General features: G+C 70.1%; 15 protein-coding genes. 7 read left to right on the top strand and 8 right to left on the bottom strand.

From position 1 onward, the window contains the following. Window positions 1-262: 262 nt before the first annotated feature. From IEZ27_RS32615 to IEZ27_RS32635, 5 genes are all read left to right on the top strand, one after another. Complete coding sequence (locus IEZ27_RS32615; RefSeq protein ID WP_189650760.1) at window positions 263-1,393, top strand: sensor histidine kinase; 1,131 nt, start codon at window positions 263-265, stop codon at window positions 1,391-1,393. 5 nt (window positions 1,394-1,398) lie between these two features. After that, window positions 1,399-2,085, top strand: coding sequence for a response regulator (locus IEZ27_RS32620; protein WP_189650761.1), 687 nt, complete (start codon window positions 1,399-1,401; stop codon window positions 2,083-2,085). A gap of 36 nt (window positions 2,086-2,121) precedes the next feature. Further along, window positions 2,122-3,498, top strand: a complete 1,377-nt coding sequence (locus tag IEZ27_RS32625) for a nitrilase (RefSeq protein ID WP_189650762.1) — start codon at window positions 2,122-2,124, stop codon at window positions 3,496-3,498. Between the two features lie 152 nt (window positions 3,499-3,650). Further along, the gene (locus tag IEZ27_RS32630; RefSeq protein ID WP_229824557.1) at window positions 3,651-4,490 is read left to right on the top strand and encodes a helix-turn-helix domain-containing protein; all 840 of its coding nucleotides are present in this window, start codon (window positions 3,651-3,653) and stop codon (window positions 4,488-4,490) included. A gap of 65 nt (window positions 4,491-4,555) precedes the next feature. Continuing rightward, entirely contained in the window at window positions 4,556-5,137 is a 582-nt protein-coding gene (locus IEZ27_RS32635) for a dihydrofolate reductase family protein (RefSeq protein WP_189650763.1), read from the top strand. Window positions 5,138-5,291: 154 nt separating this feature from the next. Here IEZ27_RS32635 and IEZ27_RS32640 read toward each other — a convergent pair whose 3' ends face one another. The 6 genes from IEZ27_RS32640 to IEZ27_RS32665 all read right to left on the bottom strand — a co-directional run bounded on the left by IEZ27_RS32640 (window position 5,292) and on the right by IEZ27_RS32665 (window position 12,172). Then, the gene (locus IEZ27_RS32640) at window positions 5,292-7,274 is read right to left on the bottom strand and encodes a hypothetical protein (protein ID WP_189650764.1); all 1,983 of its coding nucleotides are present in this window, start codon (window positions 7,272-7,274) and stop codon (window positions 5,292-5,294) included. A 216-nt stretch (window positions 7,275-7,490) separates the two neighbouring features. Further along, on the bottom strand, window positions 7,491-8,606 hold the full coding sequence (locus IEZ27_RS32645) for a DUF418 domain-containing protein (RefSeq protein WP_229824558.1): 1,116 nt from the start codon (window positions 8,604-8,606) through the stop codon (window positions 7,491-7,493). A gap of 5 nt (window positions 8,607-8,611) precedes the next feature. After that, entirely contained in the window at window positions 8,612-9,445 is an 834-nt protein-coding gene (locus IEZ27_RS32650) for an ABC transporter permease (protein WP_189650765.1), read from the bottom strand. Then, window positions 9,442-10,335 (bottom strand): ABC transporter ATP-binding protein, encoded by an 894-nt coding sequence (locus tag IEZ27_RS32655; RefSeq protein WP_189650766.1) that lies wholly within the window; start codon window positions 10,333-10,335, stop codon window positions 9,442-9,444. The genes IEZ27_RS32650 and IEZ27_RS32655 overlap by 4 nt, the downstream gene beginning before the upstream one ends. Window positions 10,336-10,459: 124 nt before the next feature. Next, window positions 10,460-10,864, bottom strand: a complete 405-nt coding sequence (locus IEZ27_RS32660) for a Clp protease (RefSeq protein WP_189650767.1) — start codon at window positions 10,862-10,864, stop codon at window positions 10,460-10,462. A 495-nt stretch (window positions 10,865-11,359) separates the two neighbouring features. Continuing rightward, complete coding sequence (locus IEZ27_RS32665) at window positions 11,360-12,172, bottom strand: tyrosine-type recombinase/integrase (RefSeq protein WP_229824559.1); 813 nt, start codon at window positions 12,170-12,172, stop codon at window positions 11,360-11,362. Between the two features lie 319 nt (window positions 12,173-12,491). Here IEZ27_RS32665 and IEZ27_RS32670 point away from each other — a divergent pair, with 319 nt between their 5' ends. Continuing rightward, a complete protein-coding gene (locus IEZ27_RS32670; protein ID WP_189650768.1) occupies window positions 12,492-12,833 on the top strand; it encodes a hypothetical protein in 342 nt (113 codons plus the stop codon). Window positions 12,834-12,950: 117 nt separating this feature from the next. Here the strand turns inward: IEZ27_RS32670 and IEZ27_RS32675 are convergent, their stop codons facing one another. Beyond that, a complete protein-coding gene (locus IEZ27_RS32675; RefSeq protein WP_189650769.1) occupies window positions 12,951-14,105 on the bottom strand; it encodes an MFS transporter in 1,155 nt (384 codons plus the stop codon). A gap of 59 nt (window positions 14,106-14,164) precedes the next feature. On the opposite strand from IEZ27_RS32675, the gene IEZ27_RS32680 reads away from it, so the two are divergent. Next, window positions 14,165-15,121: a DUF5937 family protein gene (locus IEZ27_RS32680; protein WP_189650770.1), complete on the top strand. Its 957-nt coding sequence runs from the start codon at window positions 14,165-14,167 to the stop codon at window positions 15,119-15,121. A gap of 292 nt (window positions 15,122-15,413) precedes the next feature. Here IEZ27_RS32680 and IEZ27_RS32685 read toward each other — a convergent pair whose 3' ends face one another. Then, window positions 15,414-16,070 carry a Tn3 family transposase gene (locus IEZ27_RS32685; protein ID WP_189650849.1) on the bottom strand — a complete coding sequence of 219 codons (657 nt, stop codon included), beginning with the start codon at window positions 16,068-16,070 and terminating at the stop codon, window positions 15,414-15,416. Window positions 16,071-16,231 lie beyond the last annotated feature (161 nt).

Consider the following 16,231-nt stretch of genomic DNA (forward strand, 5'->3'; position numbering starts at 1 on the left):
TCCTTCGGCTGTGGTCAACGTGCGGCCGGACCCGCCCCGGCGGAGTCGGATCACCTCGGCGCAGATGGCCACGGCCGTATCCTCCGACGTGCGCGCGCCGAGGTCGAGTCCGATGGGCGAGCGCAGTCGGAAACCCTCGCCAGGCACGCACCCGTTCGACCGGACTTGTCCCATTACTGGGGGCACGTCTCGTCGTAGCGGATCGCGGCTCCGGCTGACCGCCAGGGAGTGGCGCCCGTCGGGCGGAGCCGATAATGAGCGAATGATCAGCGTGGGTCGCGCCGGCGGGGTTCTGATGCTCTGGGCTGCCAGGTTCTCCGGTCTGAGGGGCGACGTCGCGATCGCGGCGGTCACCACCGCGGCCACCCTCGGTCCGCTGCTGGTGCCCGGTCCGAAGGTGTGGTGGATCGTCGCCCTGGGCGCGCTCGCCTCCGCGCCCGTCTACTGGCGCAGGCACGCGCCCATGGCCGTGGCGCTGTTCGTCGGCGCCGCGATGACCGTCATGGTCTTCTGGGAGAAGCCGTTCCTCCCGTTCGGCCCCCTGGTCGCCGTCTACACCATCGCCGACGTCAGTCCCACGTGGAAGCGCCTGGCCGCGATCCCGGCGATCGCCGTGATCGTCGGCGTTTCCCTGGCGCTGCCGGGGGAGGACAGCGAGATCTTCCGTCTGATCGGCACCGCCTTCGTGGCCGCCTACGCGTTGGGCACCAGCGCCCGGGCGAACCGGTCACGTACCGCGGAACTGGCCGAACGGGCCCGCCGCCGCGAACAGGAGCACATCGCCGCCGTGGCGGAGGAACGAGCGCGGATCGCTCGTGACATGCACGACATCATCACGCACGCCGTCGGGCTGATGGTCGTGCAGGCCGAGGCCGGGCCCGTTGTCGTACGGAGCGACGCGCCCAGGGCCGAGGCCGTCTTCGACGCGATCGCCGACACCGGCAGGGGAGCGCTCACCGAGCTGCGCGGCCTGCTCACGGCGCTGCGCGCGTCGGCCGTTCCGGCTGGGGAGCACCTCGGGCCCGCCCAGCCGAGCCTGGACGGACTCGCCTCACTTGCCGAACGCAGCGGCCTGGACGTGGTCATGACCGTGGAAGGCGAGCGGCGGCGGATCTCCGGCAGCCTGGAAGCCGCCGTCTACCGGATCGTCCAGGAAGCCCTCACCAACGTGCGCAAACACGCCGGGGTGCGCGACGTACGGCTCCACCTGCGCTGGACCGCGCGGGAACTGCTCGTCGAGATCGCCGACGAGGGCGGCGGGTCACGTCGGGACAGCGGCGGCCACGGCCTGACAGGCATGCGGGAACGGGCGACCGCGTACGGCGGGACGCTCACCGCGGGACCGGGACAGGACGGCGGATTCATGGTCAGAGCCGTCTTTCCGCTTGAATAGCGCGCATGCTGCGCGTGCTCATCGCCGACGACCAGGATCTCTTCCGCGCCGGGTTCGGCCTGATCCTCGGTGCCCAGCCGGACATGCTGGTGGTGGGCGAGGCGGCGGACGGCGACGAGGCGATCGAGCTGGCAGCGCGGCTGCGTCCGGACGTGGTCCTGATGGACGTGCGGATGCCGGGCAAGAACGGCATCGAGGCCACCAGGGAGATCTGCGCGACCACCTCCGCCAAGGTGCTCGTCCTGACCATGTTCGACCTGGACGAGTACGTCTACGACGCCGTCCGCGCGGGCGCCAGCGGCTTCCTGCTCAAGGACATCCGCCGCGACGAGCTGGCGCATGCGGTGCGCACCGTGGCCGCCGGTGAGGCGTTGCTGGCGCCCGCAGCCACCCGCAGGCTGCTGGAGAACCTGGTCAGACGGCCGGCTCACGGCCCGATGCCGCGGCTGGCGGGAAGGCTGGAGGCGCTCACCGAGCGGGAGCGCGAAACGCTCAGGCTGGTCGCCCGCGGACTGTCCAACGGCGAGATCGCCGCCGCGCTCGTGGTCACCGAGCACACGGTCAAGACGCACGTCAGCCGCATCCTGACCAAGCTGGACCTGCGGGATCGGGTGCAGGCGGCGGTGTTCGCCTACGAATGCGGCCTCGTGGTCGCCGGTGAGAGTGACATCGAAGATCACACTCACGAGTGACGCGCCACCAGGGTGGCCGCGAGCAGCATCGTCGCCATGAAACGTGCCCTGATCGCGCTTGCCGCGGCCCTCGCCTCGGCTGTCCTGCTGCACTTCGGCACCGGCCTGCATCCCGTGGCCTGGCTGACGTGGCTCGCTCCCTTGCCCGTGCTGCTCGCCGCCCCCCGGGTGAGCGGAGGCTCGGCCTTCGCCGCCGGCGCCCTCGCCTGGCTCGGCGGGCAGCTGCAGTGGTGGCCGTACTTCACCGGGACGCTCGAGACGCCCGTCCCGGTGGCGGCCGGCCTGCTCGCCGGGCCGGCGCTGCTGTACGGCCTCGGTGTGCTGCTTCACCGTTCGCTGCTGGCCAGGCGGCGGACGCTGTCGGCCGTGCTCGCCGTACCGGCGTCGTGGGTCGGCGTCGAATACCTGATGGCGCTGGCCGGACCGCACGGCGCCTGGTGGAGCCTGGCCTATACGCAGGCCGACGTGCTGCCCGTCCTGCAGACGGCCTCCGTCACCGGCGTCTGGGGGATCACCTTCCTGCTCCTGCTCGTGCCCGCCGCCGTGGCCGCGCTTCTCGCACCAGGCGCGACCGGCCGGCTCCCTGTCGCGGTGACCGCGGGCGCGATGGTGGCGCTCGCCCTGGCGTACGGTTTCGCGCGGCTCGGCACCGGCCAGGACGGCGGGCAGCACCGCGAGGTCGCGCTGATCTCCACCGACAACCCGCGCGACACCGCGGAACTGGACTCCCCGCAGGGGCGCGACCTGCTCCGGCGCTACGGCCGGGCCGTCGACGCGGCCGCCGCGCGCGGTGCCGAGATCGCGGTGCTGCCGGAGAAGACGTTCGAGGCGGCCACCGCCCGCCTGCCGCTGGCCAGGCCGGGAGTGGCGGTCGTCGCCGGCGTCGCGCTCGGCACCGGCGCGACGCGGACCAACAGCGCGCTGGTCTACCCGTCCGGCGCCCGCTACGACAAACACCACATGATTCCCGGGCTGGAGTCGGAGTTCACGCCCGGAAGCGCACTGACCCTGCTCGGCCCGACCACGACGGGCCTGATCGTCTGCAAGGACCTCGACTTCCCCTGGCTGGTACGGCAGTACCGCCAGGCCGGCGCGACCGCGCTGCTCGCCCCCGCCTGGGACTTCGACGACGACGCCTGGCTGCACAGCCGCATGGCGATGGTCCGCGGGGTGGAGAGCGGGTTGTCGGTGGCGCGCGCGGCCCGTCAGGGCTTCCTCACGGTGAGCGACACCCGGGGACGGGTGCTGGCCGAAGGCCGCAGCGGCAAGCCCGGCGTGAACACAGTGTTCGCGGCGCTGCCGCAGCAGGGCGCCTCGACCGTCTACACCAGCCTGGGCGACTGGGCCGCCTGGTCCTCGGTCGCGATGCTGCTCATCGGACTCGCCAGGCTCGGCATCCGCCGCTCCGCATAGGATGTCCGCAGCTCAGAGCGATGTGATCTTGTCAGGCACGTGAGAGTAGGACGTCGGCGTCCGTGGCGGGTTCGTTCCAGCGATGGTGTGTGCCGGTCGGGGACGAGCTGGATCAGCTGTCGGGCCGGTGGGGCGTCGGCGATACTTTGGGCGTGGAGTACGTGTCCAGAGTGCCGCGTCCGCCGCTGGACAGGCTGATCGACGACCTTTACTACCTGGAGGGTGCGTCGCCGTACGCCCGGCTGACGCTGCCGCCGATGCCGTCGGCGTTGCTCATCGTCAACCTCGGGGCGCCGTTCCGCATCCGCGCCGGCACCGACATCGAAACGGCCGAGTACGCCGACGGCTGCGTGGTCACCACGCCCACCCGCGCGCTGGAGTTCGGCTACCCACTCCGGACCCGGTCCGTCGGCGTGCACTTCAAGCCGTGGGGGCCGGCGCCGTTCCTGCCGATGCCCGCGGGCGAGCTGTGTGACCGGCCGGTGACGATGGAGCAGGTTTGGGGCCGGCCTGCCATCGCTGAGCTGCGAGACCGGCTGGCCACGGCGGACGGACCGCACGAGATGCTGACGCTGCTCGAGGAGGAGCTGATGCGACGGCTGTGCGAGACCGACGGCCTGGGGCTGGTCCGCCATACGAGCAGCGTCATCGCGGCGACCAGAGGGGCGGTGGCGATCGGCGACCTGAGCGTGGCAGCCGGTGTCAGCAGCACTCATCTGGCACAACGGTTCAAGAAGCTCATCGGCGTCACGCCGAAGCGGCTGGCCCGCACCTACCGCTTCGCCGCCACCGTGTTCTCGATCGACCCCGCCGGGCCGATCGACTGGGGCGACCTCGCCGGTGGCGCAGGCTACTTCGACCAGGCCCACTTCAGCCACGAGTTCCGGGCGTTCACGGGGCTCACGCCGACCCGGTACGTCGAAGTCCGGCGGCGGTTCCTACGCGAACATCCCGGCCACGCGCTGGACGGCTGGCCGCTGCCGGCCGATTGATTTCTTACAAGAACGACAGCTCACGACACGCTAATTTGGGGCACCCCAAAGCAGAGGAGAGCCCCGTGGGCAAGGTGGTCATGTACAGCTCGGTGTCGGTGGACGGCTTCATCGCGGACGAGAATGACCAGCCCGGACCGCTGTTCGACTGGCTGTCCAGCGGTGACGTCCCGTTGGACGAGAGCGGCGAGCTGAAGGTGTCGCAGACGTCCTACGACTACACCCGGCCGTACTGGGACCAGATCGGGGTCACGATCGTCGGCCGCCACGTATTCGACCTGACGGACGGCTGGGACGGGAAGCCGCCGGGCGGCATCGACCACGTGGTCGTCGTGTCGCACCGGCCGATGCCCGAGGGGTGGGACCCCGAGGCGCCGTTCCACCTCGTCGACGGTGTCGAGGCGGCCATGGCCAAGGCACAGGAGCTCGCGGGTGACCGCATGGTCGAGGTCGCCGCCGGCGACGTCGGTGGCCAGGTGCTTGCCGCGGGCCTGATCGACGAGGTGCGCATGGACGTCGTACCCGTCGTGTTCGGGTCCGGCAAGCGCTACTTCGGGTCGGTCCACGCGCAGCACCTGTTGGAGGATCCGGACGTGGCGATTCAGGGCAACCGGGTGCTTCACCTGCGCTACCGGGTGCGCCGTTGACCGACCTGAGCGGGTAGAAGTCCACCGCGAACGGACTGGGCCTGAGCGTGGCCTTCGGGCTCGGTCGACGAGCCGGCGCCGCCCTCCCCGTCAGAGCTTCTGACATTGCGAGGGCGATGTGGAGCGGCAACACCAGGCGGTGGATCGGACCGCGTCATTGGCGGGAGAGTGCGCGAGTGAGGCCTGCCAGGATGGTCGTCGCGAGGATCCAGCCTGCCGTGATCAACGCCGCGGCGAGCCACTGTTGTGCGCCGCGCGGGCCGAAGGAGCTCTCCTGTCCGAAGCTGATGATCGGGAGGAGCAGGTCCAGGGTGTAGAGGAAGGCGTTGAAGGGGGGAGCCTCGCCCGGCTTGAAGGCCGGTGGCTGGTGGGCGGTGAAAACGACCGTGCCGACGAGGAGAAGGGCTGCGAGCCAGAGCGCGGCGCGGAAGGGTCGGTAGCCGTACCCGACGGTCCAGTCCTGCACATGTCCCCACAGCCGCGCCCCGAGCCGCTGCCCCGAGCGGCGGCGACGCTGTTTGGCCAGCAGCACGTCGCGAGCAGCCTCATCGTGACCCTGCCGGCGGTAGACGGCGGCCAACTGCTCATAGGGTTGAGGTTGGTAGGCCTCTTTGGCCAGCCAGTCAAGTCGCTCCCGGACAGGCAGGGGAGCCTCCAGGCCGTCATAGGTGAAGCCGTTCATCAGTACGTGAGCAGGCCACCGGCTGGGATCGTCATCGAGCACGCCGACCCGGCTGTGGCGAAGGTCGACGGCCCGCAGCAGTTCCGTCTGGGGCCCGATCTTCAGCGAAGCCGCCTCTACACCACGAAGGTGAAGGTCACCGTCGATGGTGGTCTCCGCAAGACACAGTGTGGCGGCGATCCGGGAATTCCTGATCGAGACGTCTCCCGTGGCCGCGAAGCCTTCGCAGCAGTCGATGCCGCCGCCCGCAGTCACCTCCCACAAGGACAGAACCCGCCCTCCGGGATTGCTGAGGGCGGCACCGTGAAACTCCAGGCTGCCCTCGATTCGGGCGTCGATGAGCACGATCTCCCCGTCGGCACGGAAGCCTTCGCCGCAGCTGAGCCTGCCGGTGACCCCCAGCCGACGCAGGGAGAGCGCCGTCGCGCCCGGGTTGGACAACGTCCCGCCGTCGAGGTTGACCGACCCGCGGACCTGGGTGGAGTCCAGAAAGAGCTCTCCGTTCGCCACGAAACCTGGTGTGAGCCGCAGTCCGCTGCCGATCTCCATCAGCGGCGCGTTCAGCGCGCGTCCTCCCGGATTGGTGAGGCGCGCCTGCGCGAAACGGAGCGAACCGGCCACACGGGCTCCACGCAGAAGGACTTCACCTTCGGCCGAGAAGCCGTCATCGATACGCAGCCCGCCCTCGACACCGAGCCTCTCCGCGTTCAGGGCGATGCCGTCCGGGTTGGACAGCTGAGCTCCGCTGAAGACGCACCGGCGCCCTATCCGGGCGTCCTGCACGCTCAGCTCCCCCCAGGAGCGGAAACCGCGGGCACACGACAACCCGCCGTCGATGACGACCCCCTCGGCGGTGAGGCTGAAGCCGCCTGACCGCCCGACCCGGGCGCCGTCGAGGGTCATCGTCCCGCCTATCCTGGCGCCGACAACGCGTAACTCACCGTCGATGACGGCGTTCGCGCACAGAAGATCACGGTCGGCGATCAGGCCGTCGGCGTGGACAGCCTGAGGTGCGTGGATCGTTGCGCCGCTGAGATTCAGCGTCCCGGACACATGGGCCCCGGCAAGCTCGATCGGGCCGGCCATCTCGCAGCCTTCCAGGCGCAGCGCCCCGCCGATCACAGCGTCTACGGCCTGCAGTCCGGGCGCCCGGGAGGCCGCGAGGTCCACCAGGCCGGTGCGGGCTCCGGTGAAGACCGGCGCTTCCTCGAACTCGCACCCAATCAGGATCAGAGGGTGTTGTACCTCGGCGTACGACAGGTCCAATCGGCCCGTGATCCGGGCGCCGGACAGGTGCATGCCGGGCGTCTGCCCTGCCAGGCGTTCCCGGGCGCCGAGCAACATCCTTGCGATGATCGCAGCCCGAACGGGGGTGCCAGGAAGATCCACAGGACGCGCTGTGGGAAACGCCTCCCAGAGGGCGGCTTCCGGCTCGGACAGGTCCTCGATGATCACAGGGAACTCCCGGAAGGTCGCAAGCGTCGGCAAGGAGAGCCTCCAAGGTCATCACCTGTCTTGGCAACCTTCATGCCCGGCCCACCTCTTGGATCGCAAAGTGCGCGATCCGCGTACTCCTCCCGCGCCAACCCACGCCGCCCCAAGATCGGCCACACCGTCCCCGAACCGCGTGACCAGCGTGCCACCCGCCACAGGCCTACCGGCTGAAGAACTCTAGGCCGTCGTGTTGCGGCGGCCGTAGGTCAGGCGCCGTAGGAGGACCTCCATCGGGCCTCGGTGGCCTGTGCGGTGCAGCCAGGTTGCGAGGACGATCGAGACGGCGCCGATCGCGAGGGCGATGCCGAAGGCGGCGGCGAAGCCCACGTCGTCGGACAGGTCCAGCGTGAACGGGTAGAACAGGGCGAGGAACACCGCTGACTGGAACAGGTAGAAGGTCAGCGAGCGCCGGCCGAGGGCGGCGAGGGCGGCGGTGAGGGGGCCGGGGCGGGACCGTGTCGCGATGAGCCCCATGAGGGCCGCCAGGCCGATGCCGCCGGCATACCCGGTGAGGGTGTGCACGAGGACGGCGGCCCAAGGCGCGGGAGGCGTCCACACGCCGGACAGCAGCAGGGCTCCGGGGAGCCGGCCGGCGAGCGCGACGCCGAGGCAGATCACGGTGACGCGACGCAGCAGCGTCCGGTGCCGCTCGGGCTCGTCCAGGACGCGGCGGCGAGCCGCCCAGATGCCCAGCATCATGCCCGGAACGATGTCGATCGTGCCCAGGACCGTCTTCACCGGCCACATCTGGAGGCCGGACAGCAGATGGGAGCCGAGGTCGGCCGGCATGATCCCGGCTCCCGCGACGTCCACGGCGCCGGTCAGGGCCAGCAGGACCGGCCCGGAGGTCACGAGCACCGCCGGGAGGAGGGTCAGGGCGGCCGTCCAGCACAACACCGAGTCCCGGGCCCGTACGAGCGGGACGAGCATCAGCAGCGTCAGTCCGTACACCGCGATGATGTCCACCGGCAGGAGCACGCCGTGCACGAAGCCGATGACGATCAGCCATCGGCTCCGGCGCCGCAGGAGCTTCTTGAGCGAGCCCCAGTCCCCGCCCCTCACCTGATGCCGGTGCGCGAACTGGCCCAGCGCGTAGCCGAACATCAACACGAACATCGGCCGGGCCTGGTTGTGGGCGAGCAGATGATCGAGGAACGCGGCCACGCCGTCGAGCACCCCGAAAGCCGTGCCGGTGGCGAACACCGGCGCGTGCGCCACCGCGATCGCCAGCAACATCACGCCCCGGGCCAGGTCCGGCGCCAGGGATCGGCCGGTCACCGTCGTGACGGTCACGGCCTTCACCCGACCCGCCGCAGGGCACGCTCACGGCGTGCCGCCACCGTCGAGCCGGACTCCCCGCGTGCCATCCGCCGCAGCACGACCGGCGCCACGAGCAGGCCGAGCACCGCCCAGGCGCCCAGCACTCCGGCGGTCTCCAGGTGCCGCCAGGACTCGCCGATCTCGACGGCGACCGCCGAGTCCGGCAGCAGGGCTGAGCGCATGCCGAGTCCCATCCAGTAGATGGGGAAGATCTGGGCGATCCACTGAAGCCACTCGGGCAGCGAGGTGATCGGGTAGAAGATGCCGGAGATCCCGATCAGGGCGAGGAACGGCAGCTGGACCAGCCCTTGGGCGCGTGCGGTGGTGAACACCGAGCCCAGGACCGCGCCGATGGGCAGGGTCGCGACCAGACCGAGCGCCAGCACCCAGGCCAGGCCAGGCCAGGAATCCGGGCCGATCCGCAGGCCCTCGACGAGGAGCACGGCGGGCACGAGGAAGATCACCAGATCGGCCAGCAGGCCGCCGGACACCGAGATCACCTTGCCGATCAGGTAGGCGGGCATCCCGTTCGGGGTCGCCTTGGCACGCAGCAGCGTGCCGTCCTCGCGGTCGGCGGTGAGCTGCTGGCTCATGCCGATCAGGCCGGTCGCGGCGTTCATGCCGAGGATGCCGGGTAAGGCCAGGGCGCCGAGAAGGAGGGCGCCGACCGGCAGGTCCCGGATGAAGAGCAGCGTGGCGACCATCAGGGCCGGCCACAGGAAGTGGGAGAACAGCTCGGCGCCGTTGGTGAACGACTGCCGCAGCTCGATCAGGCCCCGGGACCAGCCCGCGCGCAGTACGGCCGTGTTCATCGGGTCTCTCCCTCGGCCTCGCGCACCAGCGCCAGGTACGTCTGCTCCAGCGAGGCCCGATGGACCTCCAGCTCCCGGACGTCGTCGCCGTGGCGGGCGAACAGCTCGCGGACGAACGTGGTCGAGTCGGGCGTCCTCTCGACGTACCGCCGCCCGTCGCGTATCCAGCGCACCTCGTCCTCGCCGGCGATCCGCCGTGCCAGCTCGGCGGCGGTGCCGTCGGCGACGATCCGGCCGCCGTTCAGCACGAGGATGCGGTCGGCCAGCTTCTCGGCCTCGTCCAGGTCATGGGTGGTGAGCAGGACGGTGGTCTCGCGGGCGTCGGCCAGGTCGCGTACGAGATCGTGGAAGTCGGACCTGGCCTGCGGGTCGAAACCGGTGGTCGGCTCGTCGAGGAACAACACCTCCGGGCGCCCCACGAGGCCGATCGCCACGTCGAGCCTGCGCCGCTGGCCGCCCGACAGTGTCTTGAGCTTCTTGCCGGCGTGCTCGGTCAGGCCGACCCTCTCGATCAGCTCGTCGGAGTCCCAGGGCCGCGGGATCCCGGGGGCGGCGTAGGGGGCGTAGTAGGTGCCGAGGTGGGCGAGGAACTCGCGTACCCGCCATTTGCCGTGGTCGCGCCAGGACTGCAGCACGATCCCGAGCCTGGCCCGCCACAGCTCGTCGCCGTGCGCGGGATCGGCGCCGAGCACCGAGACCCGGCCCTGCGACCGGATGCGGAAGCCCTCCAGGATCTCGATCGTGGTGGTCTTGCCCGCGCCGTTCGGCCCCAGCAGAGCCAGAACCTCGCCGTGGCGGACCTGGAACGTGACGTCGTGCAGGACGTCGAGCGAGCCGTAGCGCATGCGCAGCCCGTCGACGTCGAGCACGATGCCGTTGCTCTTCGTCATGAAATGACCTCTTTTCGTGTTCGGATGACCTCGTGCCGGAGCACATGCCGGCGAAGCCCGGCGCGAGGGCATGGCGCATCGCGGCCCGAACCGGGGCCGGAGCGTAGGGGCTAGGGGGTGCTGGTTACCGGCTTTCGCGCGTGAGCGTCTCCTCGACGCGATCCATCAGGCCGGCCCGGTCGACGCCGGTCAGAGCGCGGGGAACCGTGTCGGCGTCGGCGCTCAGGACGCCGAGCAGCAGATGGGCGGGACGCAGGCCCCCCTTGCCGTTGGCGGCGGCGAAGCCGCGCTCGATCGCGAGCTGGGTGGAGGCGCCGGGCTTCGGATGCTCCTCGGGGTCGCGGAAGGGCTTCGGGAGGTTGTAGGAGGCGAGGGACACCCCGGCCGCGTCGAGTCTGTGCTCGAACTGCCGGTCCAGCGCGTCCCTGATCGCCTGCCGCCCGAGCCGGTCGGCCAGGCGCCGCAGTCCCGCGACCGCCGCGAGCGCGTCGGCGGGGTCCTGGGGGGCGGATACGTCTTCTGTCGGCATGTAAGCAACCTTAGTTGCCTAATCTGACATAGTCAACTTTGGTTGCTTACGTATCCGAGGGTCGTTGAGCGCGCCGTCGTAGGCGATCACGGCGGCGGCCGACGACGCGGAGCTGCCCGCCGGCGTCGTAGGGGTTCTAGTAGCAATGAAGAAATTCTCAACGAAGTTGCGTCTGACCTGCGGTGATTCCGAACTCCTATGGCTAAGGTCTCGATTCGCTTACGGTGTGGATCATGAGCGACGACACCGGGAGACAAGGTCGGCCTCGCTGTAGTCCCGGGGAAATTTCCAACAGATTTGCCTGACCTACGGCGATGCACAGGGCCTGGACGGCAGTCGCGAGGCGTCTACGGTGGGATCATGGGCGATGATGAGCCGAGGTTCGGCTTCGGCCAAGGACGGCGGCCGCTGTGGAGCCAGCGCGATCGCGATGCCGAGCAGGTTCTGCGGGTGTGGCTGGCATGCTGAGCGGTCGGCCGCTCTGGTGTGGTGCGGTCAGCGAGGGCGGCGCCGCCGGATGAGGTCGGCGTCGGCGGTGATGCGGGCGGAGGTCTCCTCGCCCAGGCGCACGTAGCGGCCGAGGCTGGCCAGGTGTTGATGGCGGCTTTTGGCCTGCAGTTCGGGCGCGGTGCGGCCGGCTTGCGCGAGATGCTGGAGCGCCGAATGACGGAGCTGATGCAAGGTCCACCCCTGACGGTGTGGGTCGAGCTCGGCCGAGGCGGTCTTGAACAGGTATTCGGCGCGCGGGTAGGACAGCCGGCCCCGCCCGGTGACGGGACAGATGTCGCCGGATGCTGGCGTGCGGCGGCCGGAGGAAGGAGCGCGCCGGTCGGCCAGGAACACCGGCCCGCAGGTGCGGCCGGCCAGCAGGCGGGGCAGCAGCCGGGCGGTGGGGGTGGCCCAGTGCACATACTCGATTGCGCCGCCCTTGGACACGACCCGGGCGCGGCGGAACTCCAGGTCGAGGTCTTCGACGTTGAGGGTGAGGATTTCCTCGGCGCGGGCGGCCGTGTCGTACAGGAGCCGCCACAGCAGGCGTTCCCGCAGGGCGTGCGCGGGGTCGGTGAACAGCTTGTCCAGCCGGGTGGCCGGGATGGCGCGGTCGCCACGGCGGGCGCTCTTGCGGCGCTCCAGCCGCCGGGCGGGGTTGGTGGCCAGCAGGTCCTGGCGCTGGGCCCAGGTGGTGAAGGAGACCAGCGCGGACAGGTGCCGGTTCCAGGTGGCGGCGGCCGCGGCCGTCCAGCGCTCCATCACCGCGGCGTACTGCTCGGGCGTCAGCGCGGCGACCGGATGCAAGTTCTGTGTCACAGCCCGCCGGGACGGCTACCGTGGCCGGCATGGGATTTGTCCGGTCTCATCCGACCCGAGGCACGTCTCGCTGATCATGAGGTATTCGCTCCGATGCCTCAGATACATGAGACGCCCCGGCCTCTGGCCAGGCGCTGGCCTACAGGCCGGGCGAGCGGAACGAGGAGTTGCCTCATGATCAGTGAGACGTCTTCGACGCCGCCCGTCTCATCCAATCTGAGGCACCGCAGGTCAGAGTCATCCCGTACCTCAAGTACAACGAGACAGGACAGGATTCTCCACTCCGGCGGGCAAGGACCTCGCCACCAGCGTGTGGTGCGTGTTGCACACGGCCGGTCTGGACGGCCTGGACGAAGAGGGCGAGCCGGAAAGCAGCCAGGATCGCTCCGGCTACCGGCTGACTGGGCACGGGGACAAAGTGGAGGTTCGCTATAGGGCGGCTGACGAACTGTTCGCGTCGTCGTACGACGAGGGTGCCGACCGGCCTGACCACCGTGAGTACCAGCTGCTGTTGTTTCGCCGCCGCATCGAGACGGTCATGCTCGGCGCCATCGCCGAGATTCTGATGGCGGCCGGGTTCGGCTTCACCTTCCACCCCGCCTGCGACCAGAGTGCGGCGATACTGCGGGTCAACTCCCGCTCGAGTCGGGGAATCTGCTGAGCGCGTCCCTGCGATCGGCTGTCAGGCCGGGCTCGGCGGCCTAGCGGCGGCCCTGTTCGGCGAACAGCTCGTTGTCGGCAGCGGTCTGGGTGAACACCGTCTTCACCCGCGCCACTGCTAAGATCGCAGCCCCTTCGCCAGGGCCAGCGTGACCGCCACGGACAGCGCGGCCATCACCGCCATAGCTGTTGTCGTCGACGTGAGCTGCGCGATTGCCCCCGCGAGCGCGGCGCCCACGCCCTGCATGGTGAGCATGCCAGAGGAGTGCAGCCCCAGCGCGTGACCGCTCATCTCCTGCGGTGTCAGCGCCATCAGCCGCTCCTGCAGCAGCAAGCTCGCCGCGTACCCGACCGACGCCAGCGCCACGGCCGCCGCCGCCACGGACATCCCGGGCTCCAGTGCGAACACCAGGTACGGTGCCGCCAGTAGCAGGCGCAACGGTGCGCCAAGCCGTGCCCGCCACCCGGCCGGCACGAAGCGCCCCACCAGCACGTCCCCCGCCAGCATTCCCGCCGCCGACACGGCGAACAGCACGCCCGCTTGCTGCGGAGCGAACGGGACGAACAGCGACTCGCAGCCGACGATCAGCCCGTTGGGCACCCACAGCGCCAGGTACACGTACCGGCGGGGGACCGACGACCACAACCGCACGTTCACGCGCCAGGTCGCCGCTACCGACGGCCGCTCCTCGGTTCGCGGCGGCCGGTTGCTCAGCCCGTACCGGGTGACGGCCGCCTCAGCGAGGTAGAGCGCGGCGCTGACGAGCAGGGTGCCGCGCGCAGATAGCGCGGCCACCAGCAGACCGCCGGCCGCGAATCCGCAGATCTGCAGCAAGCTCACCGTCATGTTCATTACCGAGCGACCCAGCAGGTAGCCGCTTTGCGGCAGGATCTCGTTCAGCAGCCCCCACCGCACCCCGCCGCTCAGCGAGCCCACCAGTCCGAGCCCCATCACGACCGCGAAGACCGCCCACACCGGCAGCCCCGGTACGGCCAGCACCGCGGTGCCCAAGCCGAAGACCAGGGCGATGCCCGTCAGCGCGCTTCGGGGCCGCAGTCGGTCGGCGGCCGACAGTAACGCCGTGGCGCCGGCCACCTGCGCCAGCGAGGGGCCGAACATGCTCAGCGCGGCCAGCAGCGGCGACCGCGTCGCGCCGTAGACGAGCGCACCCAGCGCCAGACCGCTCACCGTCGAGGCCGCCACCTGCGTGGAGGTCGCCAGAAAGAGCGGCGTGTACTCGGGCGCGCGTAACAACTGTCCATAGGTTCGCATGCCGAGATCTTCACGCCGCCGTCCTGCCGGGCGTTACAGTTTCGCAGGGAGGCGAAACAATGGGATTGTGGCAGCTCAACGCCGACACGCTGGCGAGCAGCAGGTTCGGCGTGTCACCGTTGGCCGAGGCGACCGCGAGCCTGTTCGCGCTGGCGTCAAGGACGGCCGCGCATCCGGCCGGGGAGTCCTGGCTCGCCGCCTACCTGCCCGCATACCGAAAGCGGCTCGACCCCGTCACCGCCCTACTCGTACGAGCCGCGCTGGGGCACACGTGGATCGCCGACTTCTGCGTGCCCGCACCCACGCAGGACGAGCGCACATTCGCCGAGGAGCTGGACGGCATCCGCCGCACACCACCGGAAACCGCCCGCGAGGACCTGGCGGTGTCCCTGCGCGGCCGGCTTCCCACCGAGCTCAACCGCGACGATCTCCCCGAACGCATCGCTGACCTGCTGGAATGGGTGTGGACTCACACCGTGCTGCCCGACTGGCCGCGCCGCCGCCGTGTCATCGAGGCCGACATCGTCTCCCGAACGACCCAGCTCAGCCAGGGCGGCTGGGCGGCGGCGCTGCTGGGCCTGCGCCCCGAGATGCGCTGGCTGGGTGACGGCCGCCTGCAGATCAACGCCAACGACTACCCGCCGCGGGAGATCTCCAGCGCCCAATTGCTGTTCGTCCCGGTCACGCCTGGTCATGCCTGGGTCGCCTGGGACGAACCCCATCGGTATGCCGTGATCTACCCGTGCTCAGGCGTGCTGGCCGAACCGGATCGCGCGCCAGTGCCCGAGTCGCTGGGCAAGCTGCTCGGCACCGCACGCGCCGGAGTCCTCGTCCTCCTCGGCACACCGAAGAGCACCACCCAGCTCGTGGCGCTGACCGGGCAGGGCCTGGGGTCGGTTGGCCGCCACCTGCAGGTGCTCCTCGGAGCCCACTTGATACAGCGGCGCCGGGCCGGGCGATCCGTGCTGTATTACCTAACAGAAGCCGGCGAGGTTTTGGTGCGGGCTCAAGGCTAATGGCCGCTTCTCGTCTAAACGTCATGGCCAACCTCCGCAGCGCAGCCCGGCCAGGTCGACGAAGACACCTCGCCCGTGACACGTTCAGACCGCGCTCATGCCCGGCGTCACCCAGAGCGGGCGCACCGTCGCCTTCGACGCCGAGACCATGGCGGCCGCCTACGGCATGCTCCAAGTCATCGTCGCGCTCACCAAGAACAGGCCGTGAACACCAAGAGGGGTGGTCCGCGCCCGGCACCGACCACCCCCAGGTCAACCATTCACGGCAGCTTCCTGACGGGCACAACGCCGGTCAGGGCGTCAGCCCCAGCTCACGCAGTTGCGCGGGCCGCAGCGGCCGCCAGCCGCTGGTGTCGAGCTTGGCCAGTTCCGCCTCGACGTCGACGTTGATGACGCCGAAGAAGTTGATGTTGTCGCTGTGGCCGGGCGAGATGTGCGACAAGATCTCGTCCGGCACGTCCCGGCCCTGGGAGCGCAGCTCCAGCACCGCTCTGGAATAATATTCTGTCGTCCAGGCGACCACCGAGTTGGTCAGCAGGGTCAGGCACCACGCCTGCTCAGTCTGCTGCTCCAGATGCGGCCGGGTGATGGTGCCCTGCTGGGCGTAGTGCAGGTCGCGGCGCAGCGCGTGCAGGCTCTCTCCCTTGTTCAACTGCCGGGAGATCTTCCGCCTGAAGGCCGGGTCCGACAGGTATTTGGCCAGGTGGACGGTCCTTCTGAGGATGCCCCACTCCTTCAGCGCGGAGGCCAGGGTGTTCTGCCGCGAGGCGGCCGACCATTTGCCGACGATCAGCGAGGCGGTGGCCTGGCCGTATTTCAGCGACCCGGCCATCCGCAGTAAGTCCGGCCAGCAGCCGGCGACCAGGTCTTCATTCCAGCGCGCGCCCAGCAGCGGCCCGGCGTGCGGGTAGCGCTTGGCGATCTCGGTCGGGGTGTCGTCGCGTACCAGGGCGACTTGCCTGACGGTTCAGCCGGACACTGGATAATCAGAGCCAGTTCATCGCGCCGGGCTCAGGATCGTCACCCAGTTCCGGCTTGGGCGAGAAGGATGCGAGCGGGGATCGGCGCTGGGCGGGTGATCCTCGTTCGGCGCCTGGGTGTGCTCGTCGC

It is taken from the genome of Nonomuraea spiralis (assembly GCF_014648435.1).
In the GTDB taxonomy this organism is placed as follows: Bacteria; Actinomycetota; Actinomycetes; order Streptosporangiales; family Streptosporangiaceae; genus Nonomuraea; species Nonomuraea spiralis.